Below are 21,223 nucleotides of genomic sequence, written 5' to 3'. Positions count from 1 at the left end.
CTTGTTAAGAATGTGTTTCAGCTATGAACCAGCGCTGGCGTCTGATTGCCCTCTGGCTGCTGCCCCTGGCGGTGGTTGCCTTTCTCGGATGGCAGTTGCTGAGCAGCGGAGGCACGGCCCGCTTCAATCCCAATAATTCCGCCAGTCCCACCGTTGCGCCCCGCAATGCGGCGGTAGCCCGCATGAGCTATGGCCGCTTCCTTGACTACGTCGACGCCGGACGCGTGACGGCCGTAGACATCTTTGATGGTGGCCGTAGCGCCGTGATCGAAGCGGTGGATCCCGACCTCGACAACCGGGTGCAGCGGCTGCGGGTGGATCTTCCAGGAGTGGCGCCGGAGCTGGTGAACAAGCTCAAGGATCAGGCCATCAGCTTCGACATCCATCCACCCAAAACCGCCCCTCCGGCTCTGGGACTGCTGGGCAATCTGCTATTCCCGCTGCTGCTGATCGGTTCGCTGGTGTTCCTGGCCCGTCGCGGTAACGGCATGCCTGGCGGCCCCGGCCAAGCGATGCAGTTCGGCAAGACCAAGGCCCGCTTTGCGATGGAGGCCGAAACCGGCGTCAAATTTGACGACGTGGCCGGCGTGGAAGAAGCCAAGCAAGACCTACAAGAGGTAGTGACCTTCCTGAAAACGCCGGAGCGCTTCACCTCCGTGGGCGCCAAGATTCCCAAAGGCGTGCTGCTGGTTGGGCCTCCAGGCACCGGCAAAACCCTTCTGGCCAAGGCCATTGCCGGCGAGGCCGGCGTGCCCTTTTTCTCCCTTTCCGGTTCGGAATTTGTGGAGATGTTCGTGGGCGTGGGTGCCAGCCGGGTGCGCGACCTTTTCAAGCGGGCCAAGGAAAACAGCCCCTGCTTGATCTTCATCGACGAAATCGATGCGGTGGGCCGCCAGCGTGGCGCCGGCGTGGGAGGTGGCAACGACGAACGGGAGCAGACCCTCAACCAGCTCCTGACGGAGATGGACGGCTTCGAGGGCAACAGTGGCATCATCATCATTGCCGCCACCAACCGGGCCGACGTGCTCGATTCGGCGCTGCTACGCCCCGGCCGCTTTGACCGCCAAGTGCAGGTTGACGTGCCCGACATCAAGGGGCGCCTGTCGATCCTGAATGTGCACAGCCGCAACAAAAAGCTGGCGCCGGATGTGAGCCTCGAAGCCGTCGCACGCCGCACCCCTGGCTTCTCAGGCGCCGACCTGGCCAACCTGCTCAACGAAGCGGCGATCCTCACCGCCCGCCGCCGCAAGGAAGCCACCACCTTGGCCGAGATCGACGACGCCGTGGACCGGGTGATCGCCGGCATGGAGGGCAAACCGCTCACCGACGGGCGCAGCAAGAGGTTGATCGCCTACCACGAGGTCGGCCATGCCCTGGTGGGCACCCTGGTGCAGGCCCACGACCCGGTGCAAAAGGTGACGCTGATCCCCCGGGGTCAGGCCCAGGGCCTCACCTGGTTTTCCCCCGATGAAGAGCAGATGCTGGTGAGCCGGGCCCAGCTGCGGGCAAGGATCATGGGCGCCCTGGGCGGCCGCGCTGCTGAGGATGTGGTGTTCGGCTATGCGGAGGTCACCACCGGTGCTGGCGGCGACATCCAGCAGGTGGCCTCGATCGCCCGCCAGATGGTGACGCGCTTCGGCATGAGTGACCTCGGCCAGGTGTCGTTTGAAGCGGGCAACCAAGAGGTGTTCCTCGGCCGCGACCTGATGACCCGCAGCGACGGCTCTGATCGTCTTGCCAGCAAGATCGATGACGCCGTGCGCCAGATCGTGCAGAGCTGCTACGCCGACACGGTGAAGCTGGTGGCGGAGCACCGCGCCTGCATGGACCGGGTGGTGGAGCTTCTGATCGAGAAGGAAACGCTCGATGGTGAAGAGTTCCGCGCCATCGTTGCCGAATTCACCACAGTCCCCGAGAAGGAGCGTTTCTCGCCCCTTCTTTCTGATGCGGCTGTGGCTGAACCAGCCCCTGCTGCTTAAACCAGACCCAAAAGCCCCCCCGTGGATCAACCTCGGGAGGGGCTTTTTTGAAACCTCGCTGGGCCTCAGATCAGTCGAAGCTGAGCTTCAAACGGGTCGAACGGGACGCTTCTCGATCACCTTGTCGATCAGGCCATACTCCACCGCCTCAGCCGGCGACATGAAGAAGTCGCGGTCAGTGTCCTCTTCGATGCGCGGCAGGGGCTGGCCGGTGCGATCGGCCAGCTCCGTGTTGAGCTTCTTTTTGAGATAGAGAATCTCATCGGCCTGGATGCGGATGTCGCTGGCCTGGCCGCGGGCACCGCCCAGGGGCTGGTGAATCATGATCCGCGAGTGGGTGAGGCTGCTGCGCTTGCCCTTGGTGCCGGCGCAGAGCAGGAAGGCTCCCATCGAGGCGGCCAGCCCCACACAGACGGTCTGCACATCGGGCTTGATGTGTTGCATCGTGTCGAAGATGCCGAGGCCGTCGTACACCGATCCGCCGGGGGAGTTGATGTAGAGGAAGATGTCTTTCTCCGGATCTTCCGCTTCCAGAAACAGAAGCTGGGCCACCACGCGGTTGGCCGACTCTGACGTGACCGGTTCGCCCAGGAAGATGATTCGCTCCCGCAACAGACGGGAATAGATGTCGAATGCGCGTTCACCCCGGCCCGACTCTTCAATCACGATCGGGATCATGGAGCTGTTGGAGCGACTGGACCCGATCCTACTGAGCCTGGGCGGCTAGGGTCGGCGGATCTTGGCCCGATTCAGCGTGAGCGCAGCCCTCACCGTTGCCGACAGCAAGCGTGCCTTCCACCGCACCTTTCCCCACGTGATTGCGCCGCTCTACCGGCGCCTGGTGGATGAGCTGCTGGTAGAGCTGCACCTGCTCAGCCGCCAGAGCGGCTTTCGCAGTGATCCCCTGTTTGCCTGCGGGCTGATTCAGGTGTTCGACAGCTTTGCCAAGGGCTATCGCCCCGACAGCCAGCGGGAGCCGCTGTTGGCAGCGCTCTGCTCCGCCTCAGGCTTTGATGCCGCCGCCCTGCGTCAGCAGCGCGATCAGGCCATGGCCGCCATGGGCAGCCACAGCGTCGAGCAGGTGAAGCAGTGGATCGAGCAGGAAGGGGCCGGTGCACCCGAGCCGGTTGCAGCTGCTTTGGCGAGCATCCGCCGGCCCGACTTTCACTACTCCCGGCTGATGGCAGTCGGCCTGCTGAGCCTGCTGGAGCAGGCCCAGGGAGCTGATGCCATGGATCCCACGGCCCTGCGCAGCTACGCCCACGACCTGGGCAGCGCCATGGGCCTGCTGCGCGATCGACTCGACAAGGACATCAGCCTCTATGCCAACAATCTCGAGAAGATGGCCCAGGCGGTGGAACTGATGGAGGAAACCGTTGCCGCTGAGCGCCGCAAACGCGAACGGCAGCAGCAAGCTGCTGAGGCTGCACCCAGCGCTAGCGAGCCACCGGCGGACGCTGGGAGCGAAGCTGCAACTGAAGCTGCCCCGTCAGCTGGCTGAGGGGCGAGCCGAGCACTCCGGCGCCACTGGCCGCATGCATGGCCACCAGATCCAGCTGGGCGGCCTGCTGCACCAGCTCCGGCAGCTCCGGAGGCAGCAAGCCCAAGCGGGCCAAGGCCTGGGGGCGAGCCCGCAACACCGTTGCCCCAGCTGAGCCGGGCAGCCCGAGGGACGGGGTGGGAGCGGCAAGGGTTGGATTGGCAAGGGTCGCAGCGGAGTTGGCCAAGGGGGGCTCAGGCCCCAGATACAGAAGCAGTTGGGGCTCGCCCGAGGCGGCCAGCACCCAGCGCCAGCCACCCACCACCAGGCCATCCTCGCGGCGCCAGCTGATGGCGGGCAGGGCAGCTGAGCCGGTGCGGGTCGCGGCAAGACCCTGCGCCTCCAGCGGCGCCACCAATCCATCCAGCAGCTGGGTCCAGGGGCGGCATTCGCCGCTGACATGCAACTGAACCTCAAGACCGGCCTGAAACGGCCCCTGAGCCAGCGGCCGCACCCGCAGCACAAAGGGAACCCGGCGCAGCAGGGTCAGCTGGCCATCACCGATGCCATAGCGGGCCGCCAAGGGTTCGCGGATCAACTGGCGGCTGAGCAGTCCCTGCACCAGCGCATCCAAAACTGGGCCGCGCCACTCCAGCAGCAAATCGGCGGGCAGAGGCGGCAGCGGTGGAGCCGGTTGGGGCCGGCCGGGGGCGCTCAGGAGGCCGCTGGCGGCACTCGCCTCGCCCGTCAGGCCCAAGCTGGCCCCCTCCAACCGCAGGCTCAGGCAACCCTCCTGGAAACGCTGGAGCAGGGGCGCCATCGGTCCGGCCATCACCCCGAGGCCGAGGGGCGCCCAGAACACCGCCTGCTCCTGCTGCAGCCGCAGCAGACAGCGCTGCTCCAGGCCGCGGCGCTGGCGCTGGGCCAGCCGCAGCTGGTCCTGCAGCAGCTGCTGGGAGAGAGGATCGGCCGCGACGACCACCAGGTCATCGACCCGAAGGCTGTGGGGCGGCAGGCCACTGGTGGCGCCGGCCGTGAGCGCCGGGGGCAGGGTATGGGCAGGGAACGCCAGGTAGGCGCCACCATCGCCGTCGCGCCCCCAGAACTGCCACCACACCCGGCGCTGCTGCTGCCAGACGTTGCGGGCCAGAGCTGGGCCTAGCCGCTGACTCCACAGGGCCGGCACGGGCCGCTGCGGCGAGGCGGGAAAGCTCTGCATCAGCGCCGCCTGACCCAGCAGCCGCTCCAAACCCTGGGCCCGCGGCCGGGGCCAGCGCAGCAACACAACAGCCGGCACCAGCACCAGCAGAGCGGTGAGGGCTGCGGTCCAACGCAAACGCGTCATGCCACATCCCCGTAGAGGGTGGTGCGGCGGCGCACCGGACGGCCCAGCTGACGGGCTGCTGCCTCGAGAGCCTCGGGCGACTGGCAAGTGCCGCCGCTGGCCCCCGCCATCGTGGTGATGTGCTCCTCCATCAGGGTGCCGCCCAGGTCGTTGCAGCCCCAGCGCAGGGCTTCGGTGGCGCCGGCGAGAGTGAGCTTCACCCAGCTCGGCTGGTGGAAGGGAAACCAGGGCCCCAGCAGAATCCTGGCCTGGGCCGTGAGCCGCAGCATCGCCGCGGCATCGGGCTGGTCGCGCCGCACCCGGGCCCGCAGGGCGGCCGGCGCCGAGGCGCCCACGAACGGCAGCAGCACAAACTCCGTGAAACCCTGGCGTTGATGCTGCCAGGCATAGCGCTGCACGGCCACCAGGGTGAGCAGATGGGCCGCCCGATCGGCCGGGCCCTCGATGTGGCCGGCCATCAAGGTGCTGGTGGACGGCAGCCCGTGCTGATGGACCTGCAGCATCACCGCCACCCAGTCCCGCGCCGTCAGCTTCTCGGGGCAGAGCACCCGCCGCACAGGCTCACTCAGCACCTCGGCTGCCGTACCCGGCACCGAGCCCAGCCCCGCCGCCTGCAGCCGCTCCAGCACATGATCCAGGGGCACACCGTCGTGCTGGGCGAAATACAGGAGCTCCTGGGGGGAGAAGGCATGTAGATGCAGGCCCGGGGCAGCTTGCTGCAACCGCTGCAGCAGCCGTTCGGCGTAGGCCAGCTGGCTGCCCTCCACGGTGGCCGCGGGGTTAAGGCCGCCCTGGATGCAGAGCTCGGTGGCACCGGCATCGCAGGCCTCGGCGGCCCGCCGCTCCAGGTCCGCTTCATCAAGCCAGTAGGCACCCGGTTCACCGGCATCGCGGCGAAAGGCGCAGAAGCTGCAGTGCTTGATGCAGTGGTTGGACACGTTGAGGTTGCGGTTCACCACGTAGGTGACCGTGTTGCCCGCCAAGACGTGCCGCAGGGCATCGGCGGCGCCGCGCAGGTGCTCGTCGGCCGCGCCGCTGCTGGGCTGACTGAGCAGGGCCAGGGCTAGCGGTGTCAAGGCCCGAGGCAGAGCTGCAGGATCAGTCAATTCCTCGCCGGATCCAGCCGCAGCGTGGAGATCGGCGATGGCCTCTAGTAAGTCAGACAGGGAGCCGGGCGCCACCTGCTCGGGTGGCGGCACCAACAGTTCATCGGCCGTGTGCCAGGCCCAGTCGGCGAGCCCGGCAGCAATCACGAGCGTCGCTTGCCTTCAAGCGCCTTGCGGCGACGGCGATCTCGCCACTCAACGGTGGAGAGGTAGATCACCCCACCACTGACAAACACCAGCAGCAAGGCGGCGATGGCCGACAGCAGCTGGGGGAGGGAAATGGGCAGCTCAGGCACCGAAAGTTGCCGGGCCGCGGTCAGAACTTGATGCTGTTGTCGCCATGACGACCCCAGACCACCATCGCGATCGAGAAGCTGAAGAGGGCTGCCAGCGACGCCCAACCCAAAGTGATCAACATGGCGCTGCCATCAGTCGTTGGCGGCACTTTACCTAGGGTGGGCCCATCAGGCGTCTGCGGTAGAGGTCTTGGTGATGGATGGTTGGGCTGTTGTGGAAGGTGAAACTGTTGTGGATGTTTGGGCTAGGGATGGGGTTCAGCCGGTGCTGATGGTGAGTTCCTCCCCCACCGCCGTGCAGGAGCGGCAGCGGCTGCGCCAGCCCTACCCCCACTTCAAGGTGGTGGTGCTCGACGACGACGTGAACACCTTCCAGCACGTTGTGGAGTGTCTGGTGCGCTTGATCCCGGCGATGCAGCCAGATCAAGCCTGGGCCCTGGCGCACCGCATCGACAGTGAGGGCTCGGCAGTGGTGTGGTGCGGGCCCCAGGAGCAGGCCGAGCTCTACCACCAGCAACTCGGAGCCGAAGGGCTGACCATGGCACCCCTGGAGCCCGCCTGATGGGCCGGGTAGTGATCACCCACAGCACCTACGTCGAGGGCCTGGTGCCACTGCTCAAGCGACTGGCCCGCTGCCCCGGCATCGACACGGTGACCCCAGCGGTGATCAGCCGGGTGCGAGGCCGCAGCGCCCAGCTGCGGCTGCGGGTGTCAGCCCCAATCACCGGTGGCCACAAGCTGGTCGCCCGGCGCGGCAGCAGTGCCCAGGAGGTGTTCGTGGTCACCGGCTGGAGCCGTGAGCAACTGCAGCAGCAGTTGGATGCGCTGTTGGGTCAGGCGTCGCCCAACAGCAATTCGCCGGACGGCGATCGCTCGTAAACCGCCGGCGCCCGGAAGCGCGCATAGGCGCCCCCCTCGCGAAACCAACTGCCGGGCTCCAAGCACAGCCCATCGGGCTGGAGCTGCCAGCGCTGCTGCAGATAGGCGGTGTAGTCGTTCGCGTTGACCTGGGGGGCCTGCCAGTGCACCACCGCAAACGCCAGGGCCCGCACCCGCACGATCCCACCACTCGACTCCTGGATCTCCTCCTCGAGCAGAAAGGTGCGGAAGCGATCGCGCACCCCGCTGGAGGGAGCCGGCGCACCGTCTTCGATCAGCCTGCCCTCCAGCGGATATTTGCGCAAATAAAGCTCCCGGGCCCTGGGAAAAACCGGCCCCGGAGCAAGGCAGAGCAACGACTCAAAAGCCTGCTGAAAGGACTCCATCGAGGCAGGGGGGCAGAACCCGTCTTCAACAACCATGGCGTCCAGAATGCCGCCTGATCCCGCCCCCTGTCGCCGCCCATGCCGATCACCCCAGCCCAGCTCGATGGGGCCATGGCGTGGCGCTATGCCACCAAGGTGTTCGACCCAAGCCGCCGGATCGACGCGGCCACCTGGAGCGCCCTGGAGAACGCCCTGGTCCAGAGCCCGTCGAGCTACGGGCTGCAGCCCTGGAAATTCCTGGTGATCCGCGAGCCAGCCGTGCGCGAGCAGCTGCGGCCCGAGTCGTGGAACCAGAGCCAGATCACTGACGCCTCCCATCTGGTGGTGTTTCTGGTGCAACGCCACATCGGCCCCGCGGAAGCCGACCGACTGATCACAACCATGGCCCAGACCCGCGGCCTCGATCCCGCCGATCTGGCCTCCTACCGCCAGATGATCGACGTTGATCTAATCAACGGCCCCCGCAGCCAGCAGATCGAGCGCTGGGCCAGCAACCAGGTGTACATCGCCCTGGGCACCTTGATGACGGCCGCTGCCCTGCTGGAGGTGGACACCTGCGCAATTGAGGGCTTCGACCCAGCGGCCTATGACCGCATCCTGGGGCTGGATAACGCGCCCTACCGCAGCTGCGTGGTGTGCGCCGTGGGCTACCGCTCGGCCAGCGACAAGTACGCCAGCCTGACCAAGGTGCGCTACTCGGCTAGTGAGCTGATCGAAGTGCGCTGAAGGCGCAGGGGTGATCAGGTTGGAAATGGGGTGGACCGCCGTGCCGTTTTGCCCCAGTGTTCGACCTGGTGGAACCAGAAGGGGGGTCAAGGGCGGGGCGCCGTTTCCGGCTACGAGGCCGGCTTACGTTGCTTCCGCTGCAGACCCCCCATGTCGAAAAGGGAGTCAGATCAGAAAACTGTAAAAGGCAGTGACCAACGCGGCAGTCCTCTGGCACTGTAAGCCGATTTGCGCCGAGTCAGCCCGGTTCCTCGGGCGATGGCGCCATGGCACTTGGTGCCGCCGCCGGGGGTAGGGGCCAGATCAGGCGCACCTGCTCCAGCAGCTGCTGCGCCTGATCGTCCCGCTCCTGGGGGGTGACGCCCTCCAGCAGCAAGGTGACATGGCCCAGCTTGCGCCCCGGGCTGGACCCCTGCTTGCCATACCAATGCACCGTGGCCTGGGGCAGGGCCGCGAGAGCGTCGCGTTGGCTCTGGTAGTCGACGTCGGAGCTCTCAAAACCGAGCAGATTCACCATCAGGGCCCCGGGCACCTGCAACTCCACGGGTCCCATCGGCAGCCCGGCAACGATGCGCACCTGCTGCGCAAACTGACTGGTGTGAGCCGCCTCGATCGTGAAGTGGCCGGAGTTGTGGGTGCGGGGGGCAATCTCATTGACCTGGAGGCCGCCCTGTCCGTAGAAGAACTCAATCGACAGCACCCCCACATAGTTGATAGCGGTGAGCAGGGAGGCGGCGATGTTGCGGGCGTAGGCCTGCACCGCATGGGGCACGGACGCCGGTGCCAGCACCCAGTCACACACCTGCTGATGCTGGTGGGTCTGCACGAGCGGGTAGCACTGCAGATTGCCGGCCCGGTCGCGGCAGGCGAGCTGGGAAAGCTCCAGCTCAAAGGACACCAGCTCCTCGAGGATCCAGTCGCTGGCGGGAATACGGGCCAGCAGCGCCTGGAGATCCTCTGGCCCCTGGAGCACGGCCGTGCCCTTGCCGTCGTAGCCGCCGGTGGAGGCCTTGGCCATCAATGGGTAGGAGAAGCCATCCGGCAAAACCCCATCGGAGGGCAGATCACACCAACGGGGAGCCGGCAAACCCAACTGCTGCAGCAACTCACGTTGGCTGCGCTTGCTCACCAATGGGGAGAGGGCTTCCAGGCTGGGCAGAAAACTGATGCCGTCAAAACTGAGCGGCGCGAGGGCCGGCAGGTCGACCCACTCGTTTTCAAAGGTGATGGCGCTGCAGCGACGGGCCAGCTCGCGGGTGGCAGCGATGTCGTCAAGTTCGGCCTGCACCACGCTGGTGGCCAGGGCTGTGGCGGGATCGTGGGCCCCCGGGGTTTGCACATGCAGAGGCACATGCAGCTGCTGGGCCGCCGCCGCGAGCATCCAGGCCAGCTGGCCGCCACCCACCACGCCGATGGATGGCATCAAGGGGGTGGCTGTTGGCTCGGCCATAGGTGTTGGCTGAGTCGGGAATCGCCCCTTCTCGATGGCAATCCATCAGGTTACGGCGCCGGGGGTCAGCTGAATCCGCGGTCGCCGGCGAACAGATACCGCACCAGGCTGAGCAGCAGCACGATCAGAAACAACGCCAGCCCGATCGTGCAGGCGTAGCTGATCTCCAGCTCGGCGAAGGCCTGGTCGTAGACGTAATAGACCAGCGTGCGCGTGGAGTCGGCCGGTCCTCCCTGGGTCATCAGGTAGACCTCCTCAAACACCTTGGTGGCGGCAATCGCCGAAATCACCGCCACCAGGGTGATGTAGGGGCGCAGCAGGGGCAGGGTGATGTCGAGGTGCTTGCGCAAACCCTCGCTGCCATCGAGCGCCGCCGCTTCGTAGAGGTCGGGGGAGATGCCCTGCAGGCCGGCCAGAAAAATCACCATGTAGTACCCCAGCCCCTTCCACAGGGTGACGAGCATCACCGAGGGAAGCGCCAGCAGCGGCGAAGTGAGGAAACCGATGGGCTGAAAAGAGCCAGGCAGAAGGGCACTCAGCCAGCCGTCGCGCAGAAGCGCGCTCAACCAGCCGTTGATCAAGCCGTTTTCGGCGTAGATCCAGCGGAAGGCGATCGCCGCCACCACGATCGACACCAGCACCGGCGTGTAAAAGGCGCCTCGAAACCAATGCATCCCCGGCAGCTGGCGGTTGACCAGCACCGCCAGGGCCAGGGCACCGATCACGATCGGGGGAACGACACCCACCAGGTAGAGAAAAGTGGTGCCGGTGACCCGGAAAAACATCGGATCGGCCAGCAGCCGCCGCACGTTGGCCAGGCCCACGAAGCGCAGGGGCTCACTCACATCCAGGCCAGCCTGGCTGACGCTCATCACCAGGGCCATCGCCGCCGGGATCAGCACCGACAGCCCGATCAGCACCAGGGCCGGCAGCAGAAAACCCCAGGCTGTGGCCGTGCGGGGGGCGGAGAGAGACATGGACAACTCCGGGTCGTTCCATTGTGGAACCCGCTGCCGCAGTGCTGTCCCAGGGGCGGCTTTAGCCTCAGGCGACGCCCGCCCCTACCGATGACTGCGACCCCAGCCGCCTGCCCGCTGCGCACCATCGCGGTAGAGCTCAGCGCCAACCCCTACCCGGTGGTGATCGGCGCCGGCGCCTTGGCCGGCCTGGGCGAGCAGATTCGCGCGCGGGGCTTCAAGGCCGGCACCAAGGTGCTGATGGTGACCAACCCCGTGGTGCAGGAGCACTACGGCGCCACCGCCCTGGCCAGCCTGCAGGCCGCCGGCTTCGACGCCAGCACCCTGGTGATTGAGGCGGGCGAAGACCAGAAAACACCTGCCACCGTGGGACTGATCCACGACGCTGCCTTCGCCCGCAAGCTTGAGCGCGGCTCGCTGATCGTGGCCCTGGGCGGCGGTGTGGTGGGCGACATGGCGGGATTTGCCGCCGCCACCTGGCTGCGCGGCATCGCCGTGGTGCAGGTGCCCACCACGCTGCTGGCGATGGTGGATGCGGCCATCGGCGGCAAAACGGGCGTCAACCACCCCGGCGGCAAGAACCTGATCGGCGCCTTCCACCAGCCGCGGCTGGTGCTGATCGATCCCACCACCCTTTCCACCCTGCCGGAGCGGGAATTTCGAGCCGGCATGGCCGAGGTGATCAAGTACGGCGTGATCGGCGACGCCGAGCTGTTTGCTGCGTTGGAGGCAGCCGGCAACCTCAGCGCGATGGCAGCGGTGGGGCCCGAGCTGCTGCAGACCCTGCTGGAGCGCTCCGCCGCAGCCAAGGCCCGTGTGGTGGCCGCCGATGAACACGAGGGCGGCCTGCGGGCGATCCTCAACTACGGCCACACCCTGGGCCATGTGGTGGAAGCCCTCTGCGGCTACGGCACCTGGCTGCATGGCGAGGCGGTGGCCATCGGCATGGCCGCCGCCGGCGAGATCGCCTTGGCCATGGGCCTCTGGAGCGCTGCCGAGCAGCAACGCCAGCTGGCCCTGATTGAAGCGGCCGGCCTGCCCCACCGCTGGCCGGAGCTCAACCCCGAAGCGGTGCTCACCTGCCTACAAGGGGACAAGAAAGTGCGCGACGGCCAGGTGCGCTTCGTGCTACCCACAGCGATCGGCAGCGTGGAGATCCGCAGCGACGTGAGCGAGGCGATCATCCGCCGCGCGCTCTACGCCTCCCCGTAGGCATCTTCCAGGGCCGTTTCCAAGGTGGTGATCAGCAGCACCAAGGCCGCCCGGGAGTCGAGGTCGGGGCCGGTCACGGCTGAGATCCAGCGATGACAAAGCCCCTCGATCTGCTGAAACAGGTCGCCGCCGGCAGCCAGGGTGGCCATCACCCGCTCCACGCTTTGCTCATCGGCCTCCGGCGGCAAGCCCACCACGTAGCGGCGACCGTCATCGCCGACATAGGTGAGCTGGCCCTGCTCATCCATCACCGGCGTGGCATGGGGTGTGATCGGTGGCGGCGGCTCCACCTCAAAACCCTCTTCAGCGCGGTCCCTGGGTTGATCCCCGGGTTGATCCCCGGGTTGGTCCCCGGGTTGATCCCCGGGTTGATCCGTGGGTTTGTTCACCATCACCCAGGCCCGGCTTTTCTCCCTCCTAGCTAGGGCCGCCAGCCCGGATTGCCAATCGTCTGAGGGCGCCGATCAGCAGCCCTGATCCTTCCGCGCTTGGTGACGAACGGAACCTTGCACCCTGGCGCTGCGCTGGGCATGGTGAGAGGCCCGGACGGCCGCGCGATGAGCTGGAGCGAACTGGAACGGTTGGTGGAAGACGCCGAAGCCGACACCACGGTGCAAAGGGCGCTGCGGCACTGCCGCTCCCAGCAGGAGCTGGTGCTGGCCTCCCGCCAGCTGGGCTATCGCATCACCCGTGTCGACCTGCTGCGGGCCTGGCAACTCCACTGCCGCGAGCAGCCCCTGCGCCAGGAAAGGGGCTGATCAGGCGTCACGCCGATCCAGGGCATTGCGGGGCGGATGGCCGTCGCCGCGCAGCAGCAAGCGCTCCCAGCGGTTGAGCTGGCGCAGCAGCAGTGCCGTGAAGCCCAGGGCCACCAGCAGGCCAACGCGAGCAGCGGCTCCCGGCAGCCAGGCCGCCAGCACCAGCTCCAGTCCCAAGGCCACCAGCACCAGCGGCCGCCAGCGGCGCACACCCCGCAGGGCACCGGAGCAGGCCCGGCAATGGCGGGTGTGGCTGTCGTAGCGGTCCATCAAGGCCGCCCGACCCCAGCGGGGAGGGAGGGCGCTGCCGGGAGCCGGTGGTCCAGCGATGGTGTTGACCCAGTTGTGCAGCGCCTGCACGTAGACATCGGCGCTGGTGGGCAGGAAGCAGGCTTGGGCCAGGGCGCCGCTGCCGCCCCGCTCCGCCAGAACCCGCTCCTGGCCGTGCAGAAACACCTGGTCGTCTTCGAGCACCGTGTGGTTGCCGAGGTGCTGCAGCCACACCGGCCGGGCGCGCAGCAGCAGCCGCGGCAAGGCCGAGCGGAATTGGAAGGGAAAGCGGGCAAACAGGCGGCATTCCCCAGCCCGGATCGGCGTCGCGTACACGACGGTCATGAACCGGGCGAACCCCTTGGCGGTGAGGTCGTGCCACATCAGGCCCGGGGCCACGAAGGTGGTGAACTGGCTGCCGAGCTTGCCCCGCCGCGGCCCCTCCGGCCAGGCCAGGGTGAACCCCTCGGGCCCGGAGCTGGTGAGCTCGGCGGCAACGGGCGCGGCGTTCTGGCGGCGGCCTACGGTGCGGTGGTGGGTGAAGGGCACGTGGCTCACGTCGAGCACGTTTTCCAGCAGGGTGAGGGCATCCATCGGCAGGTCGCGGAAGGTGTCTTGCACCAGCCAGCCGGGTTCCTCGAGCACCGGCACCAGGGGCAGGGGCGCCGTTGCCGCCCGCTCCGGGTCGCCGGCGAACACAAACAGCAGCCCCTGGCCGGTGGCCGTGGCATAGGCGCGGCAGGCACTGCGGGCACTGGCGCAGGCGGTGGCAACCGCCCCGGGATCGGCCTGGGGGATGGCGGTGCAGCGGCCCTCGCCATTGAAACTCCAGCCGTGATAGGGGCACTCCAGTTCACCCCGGCCGTTGAGCCGGCCTTCGCTGAGGGGCACGAGCCGGTGGGGGCACACGTCGGCGAAGGCGCGCCACTGGCCGGCGGCAGCGTCCCACCAGAGCACCAGGTCCTGTTCCAGCAGGGTGAAAGCCGTGGGTTGGCGGGGATCCAGATCCTGGAGGTAGGCCACCGGATACCAGCGCTGCTGCCAGTGCTCTTGCCAGCGCTCCTGGCTGGCGGCATCGCTTGCGGCATCGCTTGCGGCAACAACGGTGGGGGACACAACCATGGAGAAACCGCAGAGAAGACGAAAGGGTTGGCGCTGATGATGGCGCGCCCTCGCTGGAGGCCGCTCAACTCGATGCCGAGGTGTAGGAACGCTGGGCGAAGCGCCACAGCAGCCGGCTGCCCGCCAGGCACAGCGCCGCCACCAGCAGCGAACCGATGGCCCACAGCGCCGAGCCCCGGCCCAAAAGCGCCTCGGCCGGCACGGTGGTGAGAAAGGCCACGGGCAGCACGAAGGTGAACAGCAACCTCAGTGCCGGCGGATAGGCGCTCACCGGATAGCGACCGGCGACCAGCGTGTAGCGCAGCACCTCGGTGGCATTCCACACCTTCACAAACCAGATGCTCAGGGCCGCCAGCACAAACCAGAGGCTGTAAAGGATCGCGAGGGCGGCCAGCAGCAGCGCCAGGGGCAGCAGCACGGCCCCGAGCGAGCGCAGGCCAGCTGCAGCCTCGGGGCCGCCCTGGGCCAGGGCCCAGCCGATCAGCCCCAACCCCGCTGCAACCGCCGGCAGGCCCCAGGGTGACACCGTGCGGGCCGAGAGCCAGAACTGGCTGTCGATCGGCTTGAGCAGCACGTAATCCAGGGTGCCCGTCTGCACGTGGCTGACGATGCGGCTGAGGTTGGGCTGCAGCACGCAGGTGGTGAAGCCATCCAGAAGGGTGTAGAGCCCCAGCACCACCAGCGCCCCGCTCCAGCTCCAGCCCCCCAGGCTGGGGCCGCCGGCAAACAGCAGCTGCAGCACAAACAGGCTGCCGGCCAGGTTGCCCAGCACCGACACGAATTCAATCGCCGCATTGAGCGGATACTCGAGCTCGGCCGCCAGCGAGGTGCCCCAGAAGCAACGCAGGCTGCGCCAGTAGCGCTTCATGCTTCAGGCCCCCATCGCCGAGTAGCGCCGCAGGCCGGCCCGCCACAGCACACGACTGATCGGCCAGAGCAGCAGACACCAGGCAGCGATGGCGCCGAATCCCAGCGCCACATTCACCGGCTCACCGGCCAGCAGCCGGGCCGGGAAATCCACCATCCAGGGAAAGGGCGTGGCCAGGGCCAGCCGCCGCACCGCCGGCGGAAAGGTGTCGAGCGGGGCCACCAGACCGGAGAGAAACAGGTAGGGGATCAACAGCAGGCGATCCAGCGCCGCCGCCCGCTCGCTCCAGAAGCACAAGGTGGTGACGATCACCTGCAACACAAACCGCAGCAGGAAGGCTGCCTGAATCGCCAGCAGTCCCAGCAGCAGCTCAGCGGGCGAAGGCCACCACAGCACCCCCGGCGCTGCCAGCCCCACCACCACCAGCATCAGCAGCACAAACGGCACGCGAGTGGCCTGCTCGCTGAAATGAGCCGCCAGGTAGCGCCACAGCGGCGCCAGGGGCTGCAGCAGCAGGGGCGAGAGGCGGCCCTGCAGGGCATCCTCCTCAAACACGTGGATCAGCCACACCACCGTGAACTGGCGCACCACAAACGCCGCCAGGAAATAGTGGCTGATCTGCTGGGGCGTCAGGCCCGCCGCTACGCCGGCGCCCGAGCCGCTCCACACCCCCAGCATGATCAGGGGCAGCACGCCCGAGAGGGCCCAGAGGGCGATCTCGGCCCGGTATTCGAGCATCAGCGCGTACTGGCTGCCCAGCAGCGCCCGCGCCACGCGCCAGGCCCAGCTCAAGGCACCCCTCCCGTCACCGAAGCCTCCCCGCGCTGGCGAAACAACCCACCGATCAGCTCCTCGATCGGTGGATCACTCACCTCCAGATCCACCACCGCAAAGCGCTCCAGCAGCACCGCCACCCGCTCGGTGAGCTGCGCGCGCGGCACCAACAGCCGCACCTGGTGGCCCTGGTGCGCCTCGATCACACCAAAGCACGCGAAGGCCTCGGTTGGTTGCAGGTCGGATAGCTCCAGGCGCACCTGGCGGCAGGGGGCCAGCCGCTGGGTGAGGTCGGCGAGGGAGCCATCGTGGAACAGCTGACCCTGGTGGATCAGCAGCACCCGCGGGCAGAGGGCGGTGATGTCGCCCATGTAGTGGCTGGTGAGCAGCACGGTGGCGCCGGTGCGGCGGTTGTAGTCGGCCAGGAAATCGCGCACCCGCGCCTGGGCATTCACATCCAGCCCCAGGGTGGGCTCATCGAGAAACAGCACCGAGGGCCGGTGCAGCAGCGCCGCCAGCAGCTCGGCCTTCATGCGCTGACCGAGCGAGAGCTTGCGCAGGGGGCGCTGCAGCTCGGGACCCAGCTCCAACATCTCGGCCAGCTCGGCGATGCGGCGCCTCGCCTCGGCCTCCTCGATGCCATACACCGCCGCATTCACCCGCAGCGAATCGAGGGCCGGAAGGTCCCAGATCAGCTGCTGGCGGTTGCCCATTACCAGGGTGATCTGGCGCAAGAAGCGGGCCTGACGCCGAAAGGGCTCGTGGCCTGCCACCTCCAGCTCGCCACCGCTGGGGTGGATCAGGCCGGTGAGCATCTTCAAGGTGGTGGTCTTGCCGGCGCCATTGGGGCCCAGGAAGCCAACGATCTCCCCGGGCTCGATCGTGAAGCTGATTCCATCCACCGCCAACACATCGCGATGGCGCCGCCGCAGCAGATGCTGGATTGTGCCGGCCAGGCCAGGCTGCTTCTCGCTGATTCGGTAGGTCTTGCTCAGCCCACTAGCGCGAATGATTGGCCCTGCCACAACGTTCTGCTATCCAGGGCACGGTAGGCAGCCAACTGGGCTGATTAGGGTTTAGGCACCGCATAACTACAGCCTCCAAGACGATGACCAGCGTTGACTGGCTCTGGCTGCTCCATCCCGCCCTGGCGGTAGCCCTGGTTTTTCCCCTGCTGGGCGCTGTCTTGCAGCTGGCCATCCAGACCCGCCGGCGCCGCCTCAACCCAGGCAAGGCGCCAGCAAGTGCCGGCAGCGAACACACCGCCCTGGGGCGCTGGCTCACCAGCTCGGTGGTGGCCATCCAGCTGCTTGCCTATGCAGTGGTGATTCTCACCCAGAAGCCCAGCCAGCTCGACGCCATGCGCAGCTCCCTGCTGCTGCTCGTGCTGACTGGCAGCGTGCTGGCCCTGGTAGCTCTGTGGCGGGTGCGGCAAGCCAGTTACCGGGCCAGCTTTGCCCTGCTCTGCTGGATCGGGGTGATCGGCCTGGGCATGCAGCCTGAAATCTGGCGGCTCAGCGACAACCCCCTCGATCCAGCCTTCTGGCAATCCCATTTCTGGGGCGGCATGGGGCTCACCGGCTTGCTGCTCTTCTCCCTAGCGGCCCGTCCGGAGATCCAGCGCCAAATGCGCTGGCGGCGCCTTCACCTCAGCGCCAACGCCCTGGCGGCCCTGATCTTTCTGGCCCAGGGGATCACGGGCCCGAGGGACCTGCTGGAAATTCCCCTGAGCTGGCAAAAAGCCACCATCTGGAGCTGTGACTTCAGCTTGCGCGTCTGCCCGCCCCTGGCTCCACCGGGCTGATGCGCCTGCCCTGGGCCGTAGCGCTGTTGGCCCTGCTGGCGGGTCGCTACGTCTTTTGGCGCTGCACAGCCACCCTGAACCTCGATAGCCCCCTGGCTGCGGCGCTGAGCCTGCTACTGCTGGCAGCCGAGCTCTGGCTGCTGGCCCACGGCTTCCTGCAGCTGCTGTTCACCCTGGCGCCGGCCCAAAGACAAGCAGCGCCTAGCCCAGACCCCAAGCAGGCCGCCAGCTTGCCCTGGGTGGATGTGCTGGTGCCGAGCTACGGCGAGCCGATCGAGGTGGTGGAGCGCTGCCTGCGCGGCTGCCGCGCCCTCAATTACGGCCGCTACCACCTCTGGCTCCTCGACGATTCCGGCAGGCCGGAGCTGGCGGAGCTGTGCGCGCGCCTGGGCTGTCACTACCGCAGCCGCGAGCGGCGGGAGCATGCCAAGGCAGGCAACCTCAACCATGTATTGCCGGACCTGCAGGGCGAGCTGATCGCCGTATTCGATGCGGACGTTGTGCCGGTGCGGGGCTTCCTGGAGCGAACGGTTGGGCTATTTGATAGAGCCGAAGTGGGCCTGGTGCAGACACCCCAGACCTATATGAATGCCGATCCGGTGATCCGCAACCTGGCTCTGGAGCGGTGGTTGTTGCCGGATGAGGAGAGCTTTTACCGCTGGATTGAACCAGTGCGCCAACGGCTCGGGGCGGTGGTGTGTGCCGGGACGTCGTTTGTGCTGCGCCGCTCAGCCCTGCTGGCGGTGGGTGGCTTCGAGACGGGCACCCCCTCGGAAGACCTAGCCACCGGCATTCGGCTCACAGCCGCCGGCTGGCGGTTGCTGTTTGTACCGGAGAAGCTCAGCGCTGGCTTGGCGCCCCTCACCGCCGCCGCCTTTGCCCGCCAGCGCTGCCGTTGGGCCAGCGGCACCCTGCAGACCCTGCGCACCGGTGCCAACCCCCTACTGATCAAGGGCCTTAATCCGATCCAGCGGCTTGCCTTTCTCGAGGGGATCCTGCACTGGCTCAACGCCCTGCCCCAGCTGGTGCTGCTGCTGATGCCCCTGAGCCTGGGGGTGCTGGGCATCGCGCCACTGCGCGTCAGCGGTGCCGGACTGCTGCAGATGGCCCTGCCCCTCTACGGCGCCCAGCTGGTGCTGGCTCGCTGGTTTACGGCCCACAGCCGCACCGCACTCACCAGCGAGCTCTACCGCCTGGTGGTGCTGCTGCCGCTGGTGGGAGCGGTGCTGAGCACCCTGCTGGGCAGGCCCCTGCCCTTCCGGGTCACACCCAAGGCCCTGGCCAGCGGCCGCCAAACCAGCCCCAAACCGCGTCTGCTGTTGCCCCTGCTGGCCCTGCTCAGCCTGCAGCTGGTCGCCTTGCTGAATCTGCTGCCCATCGCCAGCGGTGTCCGGCTGGACCTATTGCCCGAGAGCAAGGCCACCCTGGCCCTCGGGGTGGGCTGGGCCCTGGTGAATGTGCTGCTGCTGCTGGCCGCCCTGCGCTGCTGCTGGGATCGGCCCCGCAGCGATGCGGTGCCCTGGCTGGCCTGGCGAGAGGCGGTGCAGCTAGCTGGCCAGCCCGCCCAACTGGTGGCCTTAAGCGAAGCGGGCCTCGAGCTTGAACTGGAGCGGGAAGCGCCGCAGCCGGGGCAAGAGCTGGAACTCGCCACCAGCGACGGCCGTCGCTGGCTCCTGAGGCTCGAGGCCTGCTATGGCAGGCGCCTGGGCTGCAGCTGGGCACCGATTTCAAGCGAGCCTGCGGAGGAGCGCAAGGAGTGGCTGCAGCAACGGCTATACCGCCGCGATGGCCAGTGGCCGACGCGGCGGGCGCCTGCCGAACCGCTTGCCCTGGCTGTGATCCTGAGCCGGCTGCTGCGGCCACTGGCAGCTGAAACCTGGCTGAGGCGCAGCCTGCTGCCAGCCAATCCGCCAAACGAGCAACATGGAGCTGGAATGGAGGAGATGCAGCGATGAGCCTGGTAGCAGTAACGGGAGCATCCGGAAAGACCGGCTGGCGGGTGGTGGATGAAGCCTTGAAGCGGGGCCTGGCGGTGCGGGCGATCGTGCGGCCCGGCTCCGTGCTGCCAGCAGCCCTAGCCGAAGCAGAGCAGCAAGGGCGGCTCGATGTGCGGCGACTGGATCTAAGTGCCACCGAGGCCTTGCATGCCGCCCTGAGCGGCTGTGACTCCCTGGTGATCGCCACTGGCGCCAGGCCATCCGTGGATCTGGCCGGCCCCCTCAAGGTGGATGCCTTCGGGGTGCGCGACCAGATCCGCGCCTGCCAGGCGGTGGGCCTGAAGCGGGTGGTGCTGGTGAGCTCCCTCTGCGCCGGTCGCTGGCAGCACCCCCTAAACCTGTTTGGCTTGATCCTGGTGTGGAAACGCCTGGGCGAGCGCTGGCTTGAAGAAAGCGGACTCGACTGGACCGTGGTGCGCCCCGGCGGCCTCAGTGAGGACGACAGCCGCAGCGAAAGGGAGGGGGTGGTTTATTCGGGCCCTAACCAGCAGGAGAGCAGCAGCCTGCCCCGCCGCCTGGTGGCCCGGGTGTGCCTAGAAGCCCTCGAAACCCCGGCCGCCAGCGGGCAGATCATCGAAATCACCAGCAGTCCCACCCAGCAGCCCCAGTCCCTCAACCATTGGCTGGAGACAGCGATCCCGGCTCCCGGCTGAAGCGGGGTAGCTCCGGGGTCCCACCCCGGCCGTAGGCCAGCCAGCGGAAATCCCCCAGGGCCCCGGGATCCACCAGCCGCAGCAGGGCCTCGCGCCGGGCCAGCACGGTGGCCAGCGCCGCCGGGGCCTCCTGCTGCAGCCCGTGCAGCCGCTCGGCCAAGCCCAGGGCGAGTAGGGCCTGGCCCTGGCGGCACTGGCCCAGGGGCAGCCAGCCGCTGGCGGCGGCGGCAGCATCGACGCTCTCAACACACAAATGGGCTGTGAGATCCCAAGCGCCTGGCTCCAGCAGCGGATCGCCGCTGGCCTGCTGGCCCCGATAAGCCATCAAGGTGCCGCCAGAGCGCTGGGGGGCGTAGTAGCGCCAGGCCTCTAAGGCGTAGTCGATCACCAGCAGCTGGCCCTCGGCCACGGCTGCTGCGCACTCGCTAAGCCAGGGGGCCAGGCCCGGGTGCAGCTCGCTGCACCAGCCGGGCGGGCGCTGGAGCGATGGGGGCAGGAGTCCAAGGGGCTCGAGTTGGGCGGCCGCTGCCGGCTCCAGGGGCGCGCCGGGCTCCAGCCGCAGCGAGAGCTCCGCCCCAGGACCCTCGTGCAGCGCCACCACTTGCTGGCGCCAGAGCGCCCCGTCCCACTCGATCCGCTCCACCGCCAGGGCATCGAGCACCTCATGGGCGAGCACCACACCGCGCAGCGGTGAGGCCGCCAGCTCCGCGAAGCTGGCCCAGCGACAGGGCAAGGGGCAGTCCTGCAGCAGGGCTTGCTGACGGGCCGCCATGCCCCCGTTGGGCTCCACCAGCACCAGCTCCAGGCGCTGGGCCAGCTGGGGCCAACCCGCCACCAGGGCCTCGGCCAGCTGCAGGGCCAGGCTGCCCTCGCCGGGCCCTGCCTCAACCAGAGCAAGGGGACCGGGACCGGCCGCCAGGGCAGTGAGCCACTCGGCCAGCTGGGGAGCTAGCAGGGCGGCGAAATCGGGCCCCAGGGAGGGGGCAGTGGCGAAATCCCCCGCCGGGCCGATGCGCAGCCGGCCAGCCCCATAGGCGCCATGCAACGGATCGTGCAACACCCATTCCATGTAAGTGCGAAAGGGGACCGCTGCGCCGACGGCCTCGAAGCGCTGCAGCAGCCAGGGGGGCAAGCTCACGCT

24 protein-coding genes and 1 other RNA gene are annotated in these 21,223 nt (G+C 67.9%); 10 read left to right on the top strand and 15 right to left on the bottom strand.

Annotated elements, in window-relative coordinates; all coding sequences use genetic code 11:
* Nucleotides 1-23 precede the first annotated feature (23 nt).
* Nucleotides 24-1,979, top strand: coding sequence for an ATP-dependent zinc metalloprotease FtsH (ftsH, locus tag CJZ78_RS07475; protein ID WP_094560279.1), 1,956 nt, complete (start codon nucleotides 24-26; stop codon nucleotides 1,977-1,979).
* Between the two features lie 87 nt (nucleotides 1,980-2,066).
* On the opposite strand, the gene clpP is transcribed toward ftsH, so the two are convergent.
* On the bottom strand, nucleotides 2,067-2,684 hold the full coding sequence (gene clpP / locus CJZ78_RS07470; protein WP_254987201.1) for an ATP-dependent Clp endopeptidase proteolytic subunit ClpP: 618 nt from the start codon (nucleotides 2,682-2,684) through the stop codon (nucleotides 2,067-2,069).
* Between the two features lie 49 nt (nucleotides 2,685-2,733).
* On the opposite strand from clpP, the gene psb29 reads away from it, so the two are divergent.
* Nucleotides 2,734-3,480 (top strand): photosystem II biogenesis protein Psp29, encoded by a 747-nt coding sequence (gene psb29 / locus CJZ78_RS07465; RefSeq protein ID WP_094560441.1) that lies wholly within the window; start codon nucleotides 2,734-2,736, stop codon nucleotides 3,478-3,480.
* On the opposite strand, the gene CJZ78_RS07460 is transcribed toward psb29, so the two are convergent.
* The 4 genes from CJZ78_RS07460 to petN all read right to left on the bottom strand — a co-directional run bounded on the left by CJZ78_RS07460 (nucleotide 3,416) and on the right by petN (nucleotide 6,328).
* Nucleotides 3,416-4,804, bottom strand: a complete 1,389-nt coding sequence (locus CJZ78_RS07460; RefSeq protein WP_143592867.1) for a hypothetical protein — start codon at nucleotides 4,802-4,804, stop codon at nucleotides 3,416-3,418. The two genes, psb29 and CJZ78_RS07460, sit on opposite strands and share 65 nt — an antisense overlap.
* Nucleotides 4,801-5,910, bottom strand: a complete 1,110-nt coding sequence (locus CJZ78_RS07455; protein WP_369802037.1) for a CofH family radical SAM protein — start codon at nucleotides 5,908-5,910, stop codon at nucleotides 4,801-4,803. Before CJZ78_RS07455 ends, CJZ78_RS07460 begins: the two co-directional genes overlap by 4 nt.
* Before the next feature lie 143 nt (nucleotides 5,911-6,053).
* Nucleotides 6,054-6,206, bottom strand: coding sequence for a hypothetical protein (locus tag CJZ78_RS14050; RefSeq protein WP_158217050.1), 153 nt, complete (start codon nucleotides 6,204-6,206; stop codon nucleotides 6,054-6,056).
* Nucleotides 6,207-6,226: 20 nt separating this feature from the next.
* Complete coding sequence (gene petN, locus CJZ78_RS07450) at nucleotides 6,227-6,328, bottom strand: cytochrome b6-f complex subunit PetN (protein ID WP_094560276.1); 102 nt, start codon at nucleotides 6,326-6,328, stop codon at nucleotides 6,227-6,229.
* 149 nt (nucleotides 6,329-6,477) lie between these two features.
* On the opposite strand from petN, the gene clpS reads away from it, so the two are divergent.
* Nucleotides 6,478-6,768 (top strand): ATP-dependent Clp protease adapter ClpS, encoded by a 291-nt coding sequence (gene clpS / locus CJZ78_RS07445; RefSeq protein WP_094560437.1) that lies wholly within the window; start codon nucleotides 6,478-6,480, stop codon nucleotides 6,766-6,768.
* Nucleotides 6,768-7,085, top strand: a complete 318-nt coding sequence (locus CJZ78_RS07440; RefSeq protein ID WP_094560275.1) for a DUF2103 domain-containing protein — start codon at nucleotides 6,768-6,770, stop codon at nucleotides 7,083-7,085. The genes clpS and CJZ78_RS07440 overlap by 1 nt, the downstream gene beginning before the upstream one ends.
* On the opposite strand, the gene CJZ78_RS07435 is transcribed toward CJZ78_RS07440, so the two are convergent.
* The gene (locus CJZ78_RS07435) at nucleotides 7,040-7,471 is read right to left on the bottom strand and encodes a hypothetical protein (protein ID WP_094560274.1); all 432 of its coding nucleotides are present in this window, start codon (nucleotides 7,469-7,471) and stop codon (nucleotides 7,040-7,042) included. The two genes, CJZ78_RS07440 and CJZ78_RS07435, sit on opposite strands and share 46 nt — an antisense overlap.
* Nucleotides 7,472-7,549: 78 nt before the next feature.
* On the opposite strand from CJZ78_RS07435, the gene CJZ78_RS07430 reads away from it, so the two are divergent.
* On the top strand, nucleotides 7,550-8,197 hold the full coding sequence (locus CJZ78_RS07430; RefSeq protein WP_094560273.1) for an NAD(P)H-dependent oxidoreductase: 648 nt from the start codon (nucleotides 7,550-7,552) through the stop codon (nucleotides 8,195-8,197).
* Nucleotides 8,198-8,225: 28 nt separating this feature from the next.
* Here CJZ78_RS07430 and ssrS read toward each other — a convergent pair.
* From ssrS to CJZ78_RS07415, 3 genes are all read right to left on the bottom strand, one after another.
* A non-coding RNA gene (ssrS, locus tag CJZ78_RS07425) (6S RNA) lies at nucleotides 8,226-8,409 on the bottom strand.
* 26 nt (nucleotides 8,410-8,435) lie between these two features.
* Nucleotides 8,436-9,647 carry a 5-(carboxyamino)imidazole ribonucleotide synthase gene (locus tag CJZ78_RS07420; protein WP_233128570.1) on the bottom strand — a complete coding sequence of 404 codons (1,212 nt, stop codon included), beginning with the start codon at nucleotides 9,645-9,647 and terminating at the stop codon, nucleotides 8,436-8,438.
* 65 nt (nucleotides 9,648-9,712) lie between these two features.
* Nucleotides 9,713-10,624, bottom strand: coding sequence for a carbohydrate ABC transporter permease (locus tag CJZ78_RS07415; RefSeq protein WP_094560272.1), 912 nt, complete (start codon nucleotides 10,622-10,624; stop codon nucleotides 9,713-9,715).
* 90 nt (nucleotides 10,625-10,714) lie between these two features.
* On the opposite strand from CJZ78_RS07415, the gene aroB reads away from it, so the two are divergent.
* Nucleotides 10,715-11,836, top strand: a complete 1,122-nt coding sequence (aroB, locus tag CJZ78_RS07410) for a 3-dehydroquinate synthase (protein ID WP_094560271.1) — start codon at nucleotides 10,715-10,717, stop codon at nucleotides 11,834-11,836.
* Here the strand turns inward: aroB and CJZ78_RS14415 are convergent.
* The gene (locus tag CJZ78_RS14415) at nucleotides 11,821-12,228 is read right to left on the bottom strand and encodes a hypothetical protein (protein ID WP_233128569.1); all 408 of its coding nucleotides are present in this window, start codon (nucleotides 12,226-12,228) and stop codon (nucleotides 11,821-11,823) included. The genes aroB and CJZ78_RS14415 overlap by 16 nt on opposite strands.
* Nucleotides 12,229-12,393: 165 nt before the next feature.
* Here CJZ78_RS14415 and CJZ78_RS07400 point away from each other — a divergent pair, with 165 nt between their 5' ends.
* On the top strand, nucleotides 12,394-12,594 hold the full coding sequence (locus tag CJZ78_RS07400; RefSeq protein ID WP_094560270.1) for a Nif11 family protein: 201 nt from the start codon (nucleotides 12,394-12,396) through the stop codon (nucleotides 12,592-12,594).
* Here the strand turns inward: CJZ78_RS07400 and CJZ78_RS07395 are convergent, their stop codons facing one another.
* The 4 genes from CJZ78_RS07395 to CJZ78_RS07380 form a co-directional block, all read right to left on the bottom strand.
* A complete protein-coding gene (locus CJZ78_RS07395) occupies nucleotides 12,595-13,986 on the bottom strand; it encodes a Rieske 2Fe-2S domain-containing protein (protein ID WP_094560269.1) in 1,392 nt (463 codons plus the stop codon).
* A 64-nt stretch (nucleotides 13,987-14,050) separates the two neighbouring features.
* Entirely contained in the window at nucleotides 14,051-14,854 is an 804-nt protein-coding gene (locus CJZ78_RS07390; protein WP_094560268.1) for an ABC transporter permease, read from the bottom strand.
* A 3-nt stretch (nucleotides 14,855-14,857) separates the two neighbouring features.
* Entirely contained in the window at nucleotides 14,858-15,592 is a 735-nt protein-coding gene (locus tag CJZ78_RS07385) for an ABC-2 family transporter protein (RefSeq protein WP_094560431.1), read from the bottom strand.
* Between the two features lie 50 nt (nucleotides 15,593-15,642).
* Nucleotides 15,643-16,641: an ATP-binding cassette domain-containing protein gene (locus CJZ78_RS07380; protein WP_094560429.1), complete on the bottom strand. Its 999-nt coding sequence runs from the start codon at nucleotides 16,639-16,641 to the stop codon at nucleotides 15,643-15,645.
* A gap of 95 nt (nucleotides 16,642-16,736) precedes the next feature.
* Between CJZ78_RS07380 and CJZ78_RS07375 the strand changes: the two genes are divergently transcribed.
* Genes CJZ78_RS07375 through CJZ78_RS07365 form a run of 3 tightly spaced genes read left to right on the top strand, consistent with a single transcriptional unit; the run spans nucleotide 16,737 to nucleotide 20,082 of the window.
* Nucleotides 16,737-17,432 carry a DUF4079 domain-containing protein gene (locus CJZ78_RS07375; RefSeq protein ID WP_094560267.1) on the top strand — a complete coding sequence of 232 codons (696 nt, stop codon included), beginning with the start codon at nucleotides 16,737-16,739 and terminating at the stop codon, nucleotides 17,430-17,432.
* Nucleotides 17,432-19,387 (top strand): glycosyltransferase, encoded by a 1,956-nt coding sequence (locus CJZ78_RS07370; protein WP_094560266.1) that lies wholly within the window; start codon nucleotides 17,432-17,434, stop codon nucleotides 19,385-19,387. Before CJZ78_RS07375 ends, CJZ78_RS07370 begins: the two co-directional genes overlap by 1 nt.
* A complete protein-coding gene (locus CJZ78_RS07365) occupies nucleotides 19,384-20,082 on the top strand; it encodes an SDR family oxidoreductase (protein WP_094560265.1) in 699 nt (232 codons plus the stop codon). The genes CJZ78_RS07370 and CJZ78_RS07365 overlap by 4 nt, the downstream gene beginning before the upstream one ends.
* On the opposite strand, the gene CJZ78_RS07360 is transcribed toward CJZ78_RS07365, so the two are convergent.
* Nucleotides 20,042-21,220 carry a class I SAM-dependent methyltransferase gene (locus CJZ78_RS07360; RefSeq protein WP_233128568.1) on the bottom strand — a complete coding sequence of 393 codons (1,179 nt, stop codon included), beginning with the start codon at nucleotides 21,218-21,220 and terminating at the stop codon, nucleotides 20,042-20,044. The two genes, CJZ78_RS07365 and CJZ78_RS07360, sit on opposite strands and share 41 nt — an antisense overlap.
* Between the last annotated feature and the right edge of the window lie 3 nt (nucleotides 21,221-21,223).

This window comes from Synechococcus sp. 8F6, from assembly GCF_002252665.1.
Classification (GTDB): Bacteria; Cyanobacteriota; Cyanobacteriia; order PCC-6307; family Cyanobiaceae; genus Cyanobium_A.
Note: the sequence above shows the minus strand (reverse complement) of the source record. Positions and strands in the feature narration are given on the sequence as shown.

Bases quoted from the DNA above. Each gene is read 5' to 3' on its own strand.
- ftsH (WP_094560279.1), top strand. From the start codon at position 24: ATGAACCAGCGCTGGCGTCTGATTGCCCTCTGGCTGCTGCCCCTGGCG.
- CJZ78_RS07460 (WP_143592867.1), bottom strand. From the start codon at position 4,804: ATGACGCGTTTGCGTTGGACCGCAGCCCTCACCGCTCTGCTGGTGCTG.
- petN (WP_094560276.1), bottom strand. From the start codon at position 6,328: ATGTTGATCACTTTGGGTTGGGCGTCGCTGGCAGCCCTCTTCAGCTTC.
- clpS (WP_094560437.1), top strand. From the start codon at position 6,478: ATGGTGAGTTCCTCCCCCACCGCCGTGCAGGAGCGGCAGCGGCTGCGC.
- CJZ78_RS07440 (WP_094560275.1), top strand. From the start codon at position 6,768: ATGGGCCGGGTAGTGATCACCCACAGCACCTACGTCGAGGGCCTGGTG.
- CJZ78_RS07435 (WP_094560274.1), bottom strand. From the start codon at position 7,471: ATGGAGTCCTTTCAGCAGGCTTTTGAGTCGTTGCTCTGCCTTGCTCCG.
- CJZ78_RS07430 (WP_094560273.1), top strand. From the start codon at position 7,550: ATGCCGATCACCCCAGCCCAGCTCGATGGGGCCATGGCGTGGCGCTAT.
- CJZ78_RS07420 (WP_233128570.1), bottom strand. From the start codon at position 9,647: ATGGCCGAGCCAACAGCCACCCCCTTGATGCCATCCATCGGCGTGGTG.
- CJZ78_RS07415 (WP_094560272.1), bottom strand. From the start codon at position 10,624: ATGTCTCTCTCCGCCCCCCGCACGGCCACAGCCTGGGGTTTTCTGCTG.
- aroB (WP_094560271.1), top strand. From the start codon at position 10,715: ATGACTGCGACCCCAGCCGCCTGCCCGCTGCGCACCATCGCGGTAGAG.
- CJZ78_RS14415 (WP_233128569.1), bottom strand. From the start codon at position 12,228: ATGGTGAACAAACCCACGGATCAACCCGGGGATCAACCCGGGGACCAA.
- CJZ78_RS07400 (WP_094560270.1), top strand. From the start codon at position 12,394: ATGAGCTGGAGCGAACTGGAACGGTTGGTGGAAGACGCCGAAGCCGAC.
- CJZ78_RS07395 (WP_094560269.1), bottom strand. From the start codon at position 13,986: ATGGTTGTGTCCCCCACCGTTGTTGCCGCAAGCGATGCCGCAAGCGAT.
- CJZ78_RS07390 (WP_094560268.1), bottom strand. From the start codon at position 14,854: ATGAAGCGCTACTGGCGCAGCCTGCGTTGCTTCTGGGGCACCTCGCTG.
- CJZ78_RS07385 (WP_094560431.1), bottom strand. From the start codon at position 15,592: ATGCTCGAATACCGGGCCGAGATCGCCCTCTGGGCCCTCTCGGGCGTG.
- CJZ78_RS07375 (WP_094560267.1), top strand. From the start codon at position 16,737: ATGACCAGCGTTGACTGGCTCTGGCTGCTCCATCCCGCCCTGGCGGTA.
- CJZ78_RS07370 (WP_094560266.1), top strand. From the start codon at position 17,432: ATGCGCCTGCCCTGGGCCGTAGCGCTGTTGGCCCTGCTGGCGGGTCGC.
- CJZ78_RS07365 (WP_094560265.1), top strand. From the start codon at position 19,384: ATGAGCCTGGTAGCAGTAACGGGAGCATCCGGAAAGACCGGCTGGCGG.